This is a genomic window from Polaromonas sp. P4_F4 (assembly GCF_056401355.1).
Genome location: NZ_JBFUJO010000030.1, coordinates 40,204 through 52,381, shown reverse-complemented (window position 1 = coordinate 52,381; position 12,178 = coordinate 40,204). Strand labels below are relative to the sequence as shown.

The 12,178-nt window shown below is 61.2% G+C and carries 11 protein-coding genes and 4 pseudogenes; 13 read left to right on the top strand and 2 right to left on the bottom strand.

Features of this window, described 5'->3' with window-relative positions:
* Both AC1DUR_RS22920 and AC1DUR_RS22915 read left to right on the top strand, forming a co-directional pair.
* A pseudogene (locus tag AC1DUR_RS22920) lies at positions 1–292 on the top strand (biotin synthase BioB); the annotation flags it as partial.
* A 17-nt stretch (positions 293–309) separates the two neighbouring features.
* Positions 310–1,551 (top strand): cytochrome P450, encoded by a 1,242-nt coding sequence (locus AC1DUR_RS22915; protein WP_477722204.1) that lies wholly within the window; start codon positions 310–312, stop codon positions 1,549–1,551.
* 481 nt (positions 1,552–2,032) lie between these two features.
* Here the strand turns inward: AC1DUR_RS22915 and AC1DUR_RS22910 are convergent, their stop codons facing one another.
* The gene (locus AC1DUR_RS22910) at positions 2,033–3,037 is read right to left on the bottom strand and encodes an AAA family ATPase (protein ID WP_477722197.1); all 1,005 of its coding nucleotides are present in this window, start codon (positions 3,035–3,037) and stop codon (positions 2,033–2,035) included.
* Between the two features lie 185 nt (positions 3,038–3,222).
* Between AC1DUR_RS22910 and AC1DUR_RS22905 the strand changes: the two are divergent.
* The 3 pseudogenes from AC1DUR_RS22905 to AC1DUR_RS22895 all read left to right on the top strand — a co-directional run.
* Positions 3,223–3,512 (top strand): annotated as a pseudogene (locus tag AC1DUR_RS22905) (type IV toxin-antitoxin system AbiEi family antitoxin domain-containing protein); the annotation flags it as partial.
* Positions 3,505–3,708, top strand: a pseudogene (locus AC1DUR_RS22900) (nucleotidyl transferase AbiEii/AbiGii toxin family protein); the annotation flags it as partial. The pseudogenes AC1DUR_RS22905 and AC1DUR_RS22900, both read left to right, overlap by 8 nt.
* 28 nt (positions 3,709–3,736) lie before the next feature.
* Positions 3,737–3,931: pseudogene (locus tag AC1DUR_RS22895) on the top strand (FCD domain-containing protein); the annotation flags it as partial.
* A 219-nt stretch (positions 3,932–4,150) separates the two neighbouring features.
* On the opposite strand, the gene AC1DUR_RS22890 reads toward AC1DUR_RS22895, so the two are convergent.
* Positions 4,151–5,083 carry a LysR family transcriptional regulator gene (locus AC1DUR_RS22890; RefSeq protein ID WP_477722196.1) on the bottom strand — a complete coding sequence of 311 codons (933 nt, stop codon included), beginning with the start codon at positions 5,081–5,083 and terminating at the stop codon, positions 4,151–4,153.
* Positions 5,084–5,207: 124 nt separating this feature from the next.
* Between AC1DUR_RS22890 and AC1DUR_RS22885 the strand changes: the two genes are divergently transcribed.
* From AC1DUR_RS22885 to AC1DUR_RS22850, 8 genes are all read left to right on the top strand, one after another.
* Complete coding sequence (locus AC1DUR_RS22885) at positions 5,208–5,777, top strand: cupin domain-containing protein (RefSeq protein WP_477722195.1); 570 nt, start codon at positions 5,208–5,210, stop codon at positions 5,775–5,777.
* 131 nt (positions 5,778–5,908) lie between these two features.
* Entirely contained in the window at positions 5,909–7,018 is a 1,110-nt protein-coding gene (locus tag AC1DUR_RS22880; protein ID WP_477722203.1) for a porin, read from the top strand.
* A 204-nt stretch (positions 7,019–7,222) separates the two neighbouring features.
* Positions 7,223–8,056 carry an alpha/beta fold hydrolase gene (locus AC1DUR_RS22875; RefSeq protein WP_477722194.1) on the top strand — a complete coding sequence of 278 codons (834 nt, stop codon included), beginning with the start codon at positions 7,223–7,225 and terminating at the stop codon, positions 8,054–8,056.
* Between the two features lie 11 nt (positions 8,057–8,067).
* Positions 8,068–9,705: an FAD-dependent monooxygenase gene (locus tag AC1DUR_RS22870; RefSeq protein WP_477722193.1), complete on the top strand. Its 1,638-nt coding sequence runs from the start codon at positions 8,068–8,070 to the stop codon at positions 9,703–9,705.
* On the top strand, positions 9,702–9,896 hold the full coding sequence (locus AC1DUR_RS22865; protein WP_477722192.1) for a hypothetical protein: 195 nt from the start codon (positions 9,702–9,704) through the stop codon (positions 9,894–9,896). The genes AC1DUR_RS22870 and AC1DUR_RS22865 overlap by 4 nt, the downstream gene beginning before the upstream one ends.
* Before the next feature lie 37 nt (positions 9,897–9,933).
* Positions 9,934–10,917: a Bug family tripartite tricarboxylate transporter substrate binding protein gene (locus AC1DUR_RS22860; RefSeq protein ID WP_477722191.1), complete on the top strand. Its 984-nt coding sequence runs from the start codon at positions 9,934–9,936 to the stop codon at positions 10,915–10,917.
* A gap of 132 nt (positions 10,918–11,049) precedes the next feature.
* A complete protein-coding gene (locus tag AC1DUR_RS22855) occupies positions 11,050–11,286 on the top strand; it encodes a hypothetical protein (RefSeq protein WP_477722190.1) in 237 nt (78 codons plus the stop codon).
* Between the two features lie 19 nt (positions 11,287–11,305).
* Positions 11,306–12,175: an intradiol ring-cleavage dioxygenase gene (locus tag AC1DUR_RS22850; RefSeq protein ID WP_477722189.1), complete on the top strand. Its 870-nt coding sequence runs from the start codon at positions 11,306–11,308 to the stop codon at positions 12,173–12,175.
* Positions 12,176–12,178 lie beyond the last annotated feature (3 nt).

Sequence of the window (12,178 nt, the reverse complement as noted above, 5' to 3'; positions counted from 1 at the left end):
GGCAGGCACGCCGCTGGCCAACACCGCGCCGCTGGACCCGTTCGAGTTCGTGCGTACCATCGCCGTGGCCCGCATCACCATGCCGCAGACCATGGTCCGCTTGTCGGCCGGTCGCGAACAGATGGGCGAAGCCCTGCAGGCGCTGTGCTTCGCCGCTGGCGCCAATTCGATTTTTTATGGCGACAAGCTGCTCACGACCAGCAACCCGCAAGCCGATCGCGACCGCCAGCTGTTTGAGCGCCTGGGACTCAAAACCCAGGGCGCTCGCCCCGCGGCGCAACAGGCGCAGTAGACATGAACGCGGTAACCATGAGCGCAGACCTGAGGCCGCCCGCGCTGGAGCGTCCCCTCATGGATGCCGCGTTCCTGGCCGATCCTTACCCGACTTACGACGCCTTGCGGCAGGCCGGACCAATCCACTGGAGCGAGGAATTCTTTGGCGGTGCCTGGCTGCTGACACGTCACGCCGATGTCGAGCTGGTGCTGCGCGACCCGCGCTTTTCCGCGCAACGCACCGGTGGCTGGGTCAAGGACCGTGAAGACTCGCCCGGGGAACTGAGCGGCTTTCAACAGCTGTTTGCCCGCGCCTTGCTGTTTCTCGATGCACCGGATCATCCACGCATCCGCAAGGTGCTGCATGCGGGCTTTCGGATGGATGTGCTTCAGCGGCTGGTGCCGCACATTGAGCAGGCTGTCACTGAACTGCTCGACCGGGGGGAGGGCGCTGACTGCTTCGATTTCATCGAGACGGTCGCCCGGCCGCTGCCGGTGCGCGTGATCACGCTGCTGCTGGGCATCGAGAACCTCCAGTACGATGACTTCATGGCCTGGTCGGAAGATCTTGCCAGCTTCATAGGCGCACCCCAGCCCACGCGGGGACAGGCGCGCCGGGCCCAGGTGAGCCTGCTGGCCATGGGCCGCTACTTCGAGACCCTGCTGGAACAAAAACGCCAGGCGCCAGGCGACGATCTGACCAGCCGCCTGGTGCAGGCCGAGGCCAGGGGCGAGATCCAGGGCGGCGCCGAGCTGCTCGCACAGTGCGCCATGCTGCTGTTTGCGGGTTTTGAGACCACGCGCCATTTGCTGGGCAGTGGCTTGCAGGCGCTGCTGGCGCAGCCCGACCAGTGGCAGCGTCTGCGGCAAGCCCCCGAACTGCTGCCTGGTGCGGTGCGCGAACTGCTGCGCTACGACAGTCCTGTGCAATACAGCGGACGGCGTGTTGCGACTGATCTGGTGCTGCACGGCCAGCAACTGCGCCGTGGCGAACTGGTGGTACCCCTGATCGGCGCCGCCAACCGGGACCCGACGCGCTACGCCCAGCCCGATACGCTCGACATCACCCGGCGCGATGGCAGTTCGCTCTCATTCGGTTCGGGCCCGCATGTTTGCATCGGTGCGGCGCTCACGCTGATGGAGGCCGAGATCGTCTTCCGGCAACTGCTGCGGCGCTGGCCCGAACTCAGCCTGGTCGATGCCACGCCGCGCTGGATCGGCAACCCGCTTTACCGCGGACTGGTGACCCTGCCGCTGCGGCGCGGGGCGCCCGCTTAACCAACGGCACTCAAACCAGCAAGGCGTCGATCCATCCACGCAAGCGGTTCACGAAGGCCCCCTCTGCACCGGTCTCGACGAAGGCAATGAGTGTTTTCGTGGGCATGCATAGCCGGTTCACTGTTTCTGCGCATTCAAGTGGCGCGTCATTAGTTAGTACCCACCTGCTGTGGTCTACGCTGTGGATAAATGCCTGAATAACTCGGAAATGTGGCGTCAGCATTGGGTTTGCAGGTCATGCTCAAGAAATAGGCAGTTGAGGTGGCGTTTCAGGCCCTGACCGGACAAGTCGCATCCCAATTTGGTCGATGGTTGGACTGCACCTACAGCAAAGTTGTTGCTGACCCTGACCCGGTTTACTTGCCGCTCAGAAGTTAGGATTTCCGGCTTGTAGCAGCCCTCGCCATTGAGGTAGGGTGTGATCCGCGCAAAGGGAGTGTCGGACCGACTGAATCAGAGATGGAGCTGAGAATTGCTCGACCTATTGCACAAACCCGATCCGGCCTTTGCTGGCCATCCCGCGTGGAAGGTCATCCACCTCCAGCATGCTCCGGCTTGCCAGTCGCGCGTTCCCGAATGCCGCCATCAAGGCCCGACGCATTTCTCGGGGTACCAGCGTGGCCAGCTTGTCAAGCAAATCATCAGGCGGTGCATCATCGAACCGGGAGCCCCAATCGTGGCTGGATCGGATCGATTGATAGAGGCGCAGTGCGATGTGCCGCGCCTGACTGGTCGTGAGCGGCTGAATCTCAAAAACATTCATCCGGTTCAGGATCGGGTTAGGGATGCTGCGCGCATCATTGGCAGTCGTGATCCATAGTACCTGACTTGCATCTATTGGAACTTCAGCAAACTCGTCCACAAAGGAGGAGGCCGTGTCGTGTTCGAGCAGGCTGTACAGGGACCCCAGCGGGTCGTACTGGGCGTCGCGGGCGGCCTTGTCAATCTCATCGATCACGATCACCGGGTTGGCATATCTGCCGTCTACCAGTGATTCGAACACTTTGCCTGGCTTGGCCCCTTTCCACTGGGACGCAGAGCCGGACAACACCCAGCCAGCCGTGAGAGAGCCCATGGACACCAGGTTCATGCCTGTGCCGATCAGGTCGGCCATCTTTTTTGCGAAATGTGTCTTGCCTATGCCAGGCATACCCAGCAGCAGCATGGGCGTGACCTCCAGGCCATCCGCGCTGTCCTGGCTTAGGGCCACATGGCGCCGTACGTCGTCGAGCACGTCGGTGAAATTAGGGAGCGCGTCATAGAGGGACGCCATTTCGGGAATGCCACTGGGCTTCATCTGAAAGCGTTCAGGGCCTCGTTCGAGCATGCGCTCGTAGGTGCTGCGCAAGCTGTCGTGCTCTCGTGACTCGCTATTTTTCAGCTTGTCGAGCTTGTGCTCGACATCGGCGGTTTGGTACACACTTCGCACCTTCGCGATGGGGAGCGTGAAGGTGGGCGCCAGGGGAACGACATGGGTGGATTCCATTGTGCACTCCGTGCTGATGAGCAGCGTGACTCCATTCAAACACAACTTTCCCTTTTTCGCCGCAACGAATTTAGAATACTTCGACATGCTGACCGGGTAGTCGGTGTAGTTTGTTGCCGCCAATGCTGATTTGACCGGTGGGTCAAAATCACGCCGACGCCAACAGGCTTGCGCGTATCGGTCCGGAGCGTGCCGTTCTCGAACTGCTTTACGAGGTCGGTACGCACCAGGGCCTGGAAGAGGCGCGCAACCTGTTCGATGGCCTGCGCAATCTGCGCAAGGATGTTCTGGGCGAATTGTTGCAGTCCTGCACCAGCATCAAGGCCGTCCGCCTGTTTCTGGCCTGGGCTCGCGAAACCGGTGTGGTCGACGTGGAGGCCCTGCAGCGGCAGTACACGCTGCCCGTTGGCAGCGACCGACGATGGACACCCGCATGAAGGACGGCAACCTGCTGAGCCTCAAGCCCCATGGATAAAGCCTACGCCGATACGGTTCGCCTGCTGCTAACGGCAGCGCCCGATGTGTTTGCCAACGACATCTTCGCCATGAAGGGCGGTACCGCGATCAACCTGTTTTTGCAGGACATGCCGCGCCGCTCGGTTGACATCGACGTGGTCTACACCCCTTGGAAGACTCCGCGCGAGCAGGCGTTGAAAACCATCAGCCATCAGCCATGAGATCGACGCCATTGCCGGACGGTTGGGCCGGTTGGGGTTGGCCGCATGCCTTTCAGAGCGCCAGCGTGCCTGGGGGGAGAGTCTGTTCGACCAAGCCGAACGCTATCGACGCTTCTCAGCGCGCCACCGCAAGACGGCGCGCCGCAAATCGAACGAGCACCGCAAGATCATGGAAGCCACGCTGCGCCGCGACGCCGACACGGCATGTGCGCTGCTTGAGGAGCACCGTCGAGGCTGCGCTCAAAAACGGAGCCGAATAGCGCACTGGAACCGCACCTGCCCTCGACAACTCTTGATGCTACGGGACAATGGTCAGTGCCCGGACAAGCCACAGACTGCGATGGTCAACTCAGAGTGGCTGAAGTTTGAAGCCACTAAAAAAGTTGAGCCACTACTGGTTCATACCACTTGTTTTGAGTGTGCGTTGCTCCGCACCTCACAAAGGCAAATGTGCCCCCACTACCTCGGCCATCCGCCACTTCTTCTCCGTCACCAGACCATGCATCGTTCGTCTGAGGTTGGATGCGGTGTTGCGTACGCCCACCGTATGGCGCCTGGCATGGTTGACGTACATGGACCACGTGATGGACAGACCTTGTATCGGTGCCATCCTGAGCGCGTCCAGATACGGCAGATCGTGCAGGGCGCAGGAGGGCATCACCGTATGGCCCAAGCCATCCTTCACCAGATCCAGGCACAGTTGCAGGGTTTCCACGTCGGCCGCACGGCGAAACTTTTGACCGTGGCGTTTGAGGTAGGTGTCAACGCTGAGCCGAACCAGGTTGGGGCGTCCGGGCAGGATCAGCTTGCATGCGCCCAGCCTCTCCGCATCGACGGGGCGATCCGGCTGCAAGTTTGAATCGGCAGGCCCGACCAGCAGGAGCTGCTCGCGAATCAGAGGCGTCTGCTCCATCTGCCCCGACTCCCCCTCGCGGAAATCCATGATGGCCACGTCGATCATGCCCTGCTGCATCCAGTCTCGCAGGTGATGAATGAAGCCCTCGTAGACCCGCAGCGATACGGAGGCCCTGTGCCTGATCTCGCTGGCCGAAAACGGCGCCGTGACCAGTCGGTGCATCGAGAACGGCAACCCGATGGAGACCTGCGCTTGTGCCTGCCGGCCAATTTCGTCACGCAACAACTCTGCCTGGCGCAGGATGGGGCGAGCCCCATTGTTGAGCAGCATGCCCGCATCCGTGAGCTTGACGCCGCGCGCGTCGCGGACCAGCAACTGCACACCCAGGTCATGCTCCAGTGCCGCAATGCGGCGCGACAGCGCAGGCTGCGTGATTTCCATGTCGGCCGCCGCGCGATTGATGCTGCCGAATTCGGCCACGCGCACAAAGCAATCGACGAGATGCAAGTCCATGAGCCTACCCGTGGTGGATCAAAAATAGAGTTAAACGTTTTTCGTTTAACAGTAACACGATAATACATGTATCGGATCGCTTGGGGAATGCCTAACATTCGCCTCCAACAAGGAGACACGGCACATGTCCGATTCAGCCCAACCCCTACCCATCCGTCGGGTCGTCACCGGACACGACGCGCACGGCCGGTCCGTTTTCACTCAAGACGGGGCCTCGCCCTTCATACTGGTCATGCCGGCGGTACCTGGCCTGGTCGTGACCGATGTATGGAAATCACATCAGTCGCCAGCAGACAACGCCAGCCAGTTCGAGCCCTGCACAGCCAAGATCACCCTGACACCGCCCGCCAGGGGCAACGTCTTGCGTGTCGTGCAGTTCCCGCCGGACAAGGACTACATGGACCACTGGGACGACCATGCGACGTTTGCGGCCATGGGACACGGCACCTCCAGCAAGGACGACAGCCATGGCAAGACGCCCGGCATGCACCGCACCGACTCCATGGACTACGCGATCGTGATCTCCGGTGAAATCTGGGCGGTACTTGATGATGGAGAAACCTTGCTCAAGGCCGGAGACGTGCTGGTCCAGCGTGGCACCAATCATGGCTGGAGCAATCGCACGGAACGGCCGACGCTCGTGGCCTTCGTGCTGATCGATGCCGTGCCTTTGAGCATCTACCGCAAGGACTGAACAACCATGCAACACCAGTGGTGTCCGGTTAAAAGTTGAACAAATTCAAGTGGGTATCACCAAGTGGCGCTTCTGGGATTGGGAAGCAGTCACAAACAATTCAACAGCAATAGAAGGAGACGAAGATGGAGATGAAGATGACAGCAACGCTGAAACAGGTAGCCGCAGCCATGGCGCTCGCCTGCGGCGTCGGCGCCGTCCAGGCGCAGGCGCAGGGCGTGACGATTTATGGTGTAGTCGACACCGGTGTGGAGTACCTGACCAACGTCGATGCTGCAGGCAACTCGCTAACGCGCGTGCCCAGCCTGACCGGTCTCGTGCCGTCCCGCCTGGGCTTTCGGGGAAGCGAAGATCTTGGCGATGGCCTGAGCGCCGTGTTCACCCTCGAGAGCGGCATTCTTGTCGATACCGGCGCGCTCAGTCAGGGCGGGCGCATGTTTGGCCGGCAGGCCTTTGTCGGACTGTCGTCGCGCGAGCTCGGAACGCTTACCTTCGGGCGCCTCTACACCATGACCGCTGCCGCGTTGCAGACCGACACGATCGGCCCTAGCCTCTACAGCATAAGTTCACTCGATTCCTATTTGGCGAATGCGCGTGCCGATAATGCCATGGGATACCTTGGCCGCTTCGGTGGCCTGACCGTAGGCGCCACCTACAGCTTCGGCCGCGACACAGCCGGTGTGCCGGGCGTGGCGAACCCCGGGGCGACCCTGTGCCCCGGAGAGTCCGCGACCGACAGCAAAGCATGCAAGGAGTGGTCGGCACTGCTCAAGTACGACACCAGCAGTTGGGGTGCGGCAGCGAGCTACGACGAGCTCTCGGGCGGACCCGGCGAGACACTCGGGCTGATCAGCAGCAGCTTCAAGGACAAGCGCGCAGTCGTTAACGGTTGGACAAAATTCGGCGATCTGCGGTTCAACGCAGGTGTCGTCAATCGCCGCCGCAACACTGCGACCGACCTCAAGTCGAACCTCTGGTTCATCGGGGGGTCGTACCCGGTCATGCCACGCCTCACCTTGGCGGCGGAATTCCACCGCTTGGACATCAAGGGCAGCAACAACGACACCGATCTTCTGGTTCTGAGAAGCGTATACAACCTGTCCAAGCGTTCGGCGGTGTACGCCATGCTTGGCATCGGGAAGAACTCCGGCACAGCAGCACGGTCTGTCAGCGCCGGCGGAACGGTGGGGGCCGGCAAGAATCAGACCGGACTGATGGCCGGTATCAGCCATAGCTTCTGACAGCCAGCTGCGCGGGCTGGTTATTTAGGTAGTTCGCGGAGTTCGGTCGTCGCCAGGCGGCCGGATCTCCCATGACATCAATCCCGGGAAACTACACAAATATGAGAAATCAAGTTTCAAATCGGCCCCAAACAGGATCGGCCTCCAGGCCGCGCCAATATTGGCTTTCACATGAATCGAGACGAATTTAACCGGACACTTCTGATGCAACACATGATCCTGAAGTCGCCGCCACTCGGTATCTCCTTTGCCGGTGTCGGGCCCCTGGTGATCTTGGTGCATGGGATGGGGGGTGATCGAACGACCTGGTTCACTCAGATTGAGGCCCTGTCCAAGCAGTTCACCGCCGTGAGCGTGGACCTGCGCGGTTATGGGGACAGCGGCGACCCACCTCACGCACTGGATTTCAAGCGCGACTTCACGGCGGACCTGCTGGCCGTCATGGATGCCTTTGGTGTTGACCGCGCGCACCTGGTCGGCTTGTCCATGGGTGGGCGCGTGGTCCGTGCGGCCTGTCTTCTGGCGCCGCAGCGCGTGGCCTCAGTCACCCTGGCCAATACCAGTCCGGGCTTCGACCACATGAACCAAGAGCAATTGCAGGCCTTCATCGATGCCCGCTCGAAAGTCCTGACCGGAGATCAGTTCCCGCCAAGCTTCGGCCTGGATCAGGCCAAAGCCATGATGGCGGAGAACGCCAGCATGGAGGCGCTTCAGTTGGCAGCCGCGGCCATGGGCCGGCTCAGGCTTCGCAACTACCTTGAAGTGCTCCAGGCGTCCACGCTGCAAGACCGCGGTGATCGTCTGGAGGACATTGCCTGTCCGGTTCACATCATCACGAGTGATCAGGATCGGGTGTACCCCGAAGTGGTGTCCCGGCAGATGCTGGCGCGCATCCCGCACGCTAGCCTGACACGCATCAGCGGAGCGGGACATCTTGCGAACATTGAGCAACCGCAGGCCTTCAACGTGGCACTGCTCACCTTCCTGCACGACCTTCCACCCGAAGCCTGCGCCGGTTCTCCCATACCCACTGTCTGACTGGATCCAACATGTACTTTTCCTGGAAAGAATTCCCTTTGCTCCCACCTGGCAATCTGGTACAGCAAGGGGCGCCCGTCATTATCATCGGCGCCGGGCCTGTGGGCCTGGCCATCGCACTGGGTCTTGCCCGATACGGCGTGCCGTGCACCGTTCTGGAGAACCGGAGCACCATTTCCATGGGCAGCCGTGCACTGGCCATGAACCGGCGCTCGATGCAGATCCTTGACCAACTGGGCATAGGGCCGGCCGTCGCCAGTAAGGGTTTGCGCTGGTCCGCCGGCTGGACCTTCTACGGCAACCAATTGGTGCACCAGATGGACATCGCGTCGCCGCCCCATGAAAAGCATGGGCAGACCAATTTGCAGCAATGCTGGATGGAGCAGCTGCTGCTTGATGCGATCCACGGCCATCCCCTGGTCGAGGTGCGTTACCAGCACGAGGTCGTCGCCATAACTCCAAGGGAAGACGGTGTGCACCTGCGGGTCAAGACGCCCGCAGGCGAGTTTGAAACGCATGCGCAGTATCTGGTGGCGGCTGATGGGCCCAGAGGCACCACGCGGCGCGCCATGGGCCTGGACTACGAAGGCACGTCTTACTCGCAGCGCTTTGTCATCAACGACATCATTTGCAGGGTTCCCATTCCCGACGGCCGACGTCTGTTCTTCAGCCCGCCCTATCTGCCGGGCAAGACGGTACTAATGCACAAGGCGCCGTTCGACATGTGGCGCCTGGACTTTCAGCTGATGGATGATCAGGATGCCCAGGAGGAAATGCAACCCGAGAAGGTGCACGAGCGCATTCGCGCGCATTTCGAGCTGATGGGCCTCAAGCCTGATTACGAACTGGTGCTGACCTCCGTCTACAAGGCCAATGCCGTCAGCCTGCCGACATACAACCTCGGGCGTGTGGTGTTCGCCGGGGATGCTGCCCATCAGGTGCCCATCTTCGGCGGAAGAGGGGTGAACCATGGCTACGAAGACGCACACAACCTCGCCTGGAAGCTTGCCTTTGTCGTCAAGGGCTTGGCCCGCGAAGAGCTGCTCGATACCTATACGCACGAGCGTCGCGAGGCTATCCTGCACACGCTGGCAGACTTGACCAAGACGACCTTGTTCATCACCACACCGTCGCCCGGTCTGGCGCTGGTGCGCGAGGCGGTTCTGTCCCTGTCTCTGAGTGAAAATTTCGTGGGGGAACTCTTCGACCCCTATGCATCGAAGCCCTACGAGCCCACTGACAGCATCCTGAATGCCACGCCTGAACGGGACAGCGAATTTTGCGAGTCATGCCGCCCCGGTGCTCTGGCCCCTGACATGGTGATCGCACCGAACGGCCAGCGCCTGTACGACCTGCTGGGCCCCTGCTTCACGGTGCTTCAGTTCGACGAGCAGGTGCCGGCCGTTGCCTGCTCCGTCAGTGACCAAGCCTTGTCGTGTGAAGCCGGTGGCCTGCCTGTGCAGATGGTGAAGTTGCCCACGAACGGCGTAGCAGCAGATCTCTTCGATGCCCGACCTGGCACCAGCTATCTGATTCGCCCGGACAACCGCATAGCGGGGAGATGGCGCAGGCCTGACGCCAATCAGTTCAGCATTGCCGTACGGACCGCAGCGCAGTCGATCAAGCACGAACTTCAGGAGGCGCAATGAGCACACCCCAGGCATCCACGGCCTTTTCGGAACACGACTTTGAGTTGCTTGCACAAGCATTGGACAGCCTGCCGGAATCCAGACGTGAACTGTTCCTGACCAAGCTGGTGATCCTGCTGGTTGCTGGCGGCGATCAACCTGGCGCGCTGGCGTCCTGCCTGGAGCGGGCCTGGCGTGATCTCGGTCGTTGATCGCTACCACCTTTCCCAATATCAACAAGGAGACTCCATGAACATTTTCCGGAACACCATCGCCGCCTGCTTGCTGGCCCTGCTCGGGGCCGTGCAGGCTCAGGCACAAACCGGTGCGTACCCCAACAAGCCCGTGCGCATCATCGTGCCCCTGGGTGCCGGGGGGGCATCCGACGTCATCACGCGCATGCTGGGGCAGATCCTGACCGAGAAGAACGGACAGCCTTTCGTGGTGGAAAACCGGCCCGGGGCCAACACCATCATCGGCACTGACGCCTGCGCCAAGGCCCCGGCGGATGGCTCCACACTTTGTGTGGTCACAGGCAGTTCGCTGTCCATCAATCCTTTCCTCTACCGCAAACTGCCCTACGACCCAGCCAAGGATTTCGAGGCGGTTGCGCCGCTGGTCGTTCCCGATATGGTGTTTCTCGTCTCGCCATCGGTACCGGCCAGGAACATGCGGGAGCTGGTGACCCATGCCAAGCGCAATCCCGGCAAACTGGCCTACGGGTCCTTCGGCAATGGCTCGGATACCCATCTAACCATGGAGTGGTTCAAACGCCAGACGCAAACCGACATCCTGCACGTGCCCTTCAATGGTTTCGGCCCCATGTTGCAGGCCTTCTATACGGGCGACATTCAAATCCTGTACCTGTCCGTGGGCAACCCGGGTATCGTGGCCCAAGCCACCTCGGGCAAGATGCGGGCGCTGGCCGTGCTGGCACCCGACCGCTCCCCGCAATTGCCGGACGTCCCGACCCTGGTCGAGACCGGCGTGGGCCAATTGAAGGGCTTTACCTGGTTTGGACTCATGGCACCCGTGGGAACCCCGCGCGAGATCGTTCGCAAGCTCAATGGCCAGGTGAATGCTGCGATGCAGAATCCCGCCATGCGTGACCAACTGACAACCATGGCCATGCGCACACGCCAGCAATCACCGGAGGAGTTCTCCAATTTTTTGAAACAGGACCGGGAGGTGTGGAGAGACCTGGTCAAGGAAAGCAAAATCACGCTGGATTGAATTTGACTCTGCTCTCAGTCAGTGGCAACGGACGTAACTCAATAAATGGACGAATCCCGACAGGGGGCGCCGTCTCCAGCAAAGAACGCTCAGTCCTGCTGCCGGCAGTGCCGACGGTGGCAGAGAGCGGGTATGCCGGCTTCGATGCGACCTTCTTCGAGACCTTGGTGGCGCCTGCCAGCCTCGGTGGCGGAAAAGATCCAGCTCGAGGTCCGCGCCGCGTTGACAACGCCAGCCATGAGGGCTCGGCTGGTGGAGATGGATCTGCGTGTGGAGGCCAGCACGCCGCAGGAGTCCGAGCGGTGCAGCCGGGAGGACTTCGGCAAGTGGGGAACTGTCGCGCGGCAGACGCAGCTCCAGCTTAACTAAACAACCCAGGAGAACAACCGTGCGCAACCTCGATCAGAACATCATCACCGAAGCCGTGCTCGCGCGCCATGCCCCAACGATGGACCCGCGCTTCAAGCAAATCATGACCAGTCTAGTCAACCACCTGCACGCGTTCGCGCGCGAGGTTCATCTCACCGAAGAGGAATGGTTCAAGGGCATCGAGTTCCTTACGCGCTGCGGCCACATCACCGACGACAAGCGCCAGGAATTCATCCTGCTGTCTGACGTGCTGGGCCTGTCGATGCTGACGGTGGCGATAAACAACGACAAGCCTCCTGGCTGCACCGAAGCCACGGTGTTTGGACCTTTTCATGCGGAGGGAGCGCCACACCACGAACTTGGGGCGGACATTGCAAATGGTGCCCGCGGAATTCCCTGCCTGGTCCGCGGGACGGTACGCGGCATCGACGGCGAACCCGTGTCTGGCGCCCATATTGATGTCTGGCAGTCCGATGAGGACGGCCTATATGACGTACAGCACGCGGAGATCGATCATGCACAGGCGCGCGGAATCCTGAATGCTGACGCGAAGGGGTGCTATCACTTCCGATCGATCCTGGCGGTGCCCTATGCAATCCCGCATGACGGTCCGGTAGGCGATCTGCTGAAAGCGGCGGGACGCCATCCGTGGCGGCCGGCCCATCTGCACTTCATGATCAAGGCCGAAGGCTATGAAACGCTCATCACGCACGTTTTCCGCAGCGACGATCCTTACCTCGACTCTGATGCTGTTTTTGGCGTGCGCCAGTCTCTGATCACCGACTGGAAGCCGCAGCACGACGGCAGCTACATCGTCGAGTACGACTTCGTACTCAATCCGATCAAGATGAAGCCGCTCACGCCCCAGCGTGACGGCTTGCCGAACTGAGCG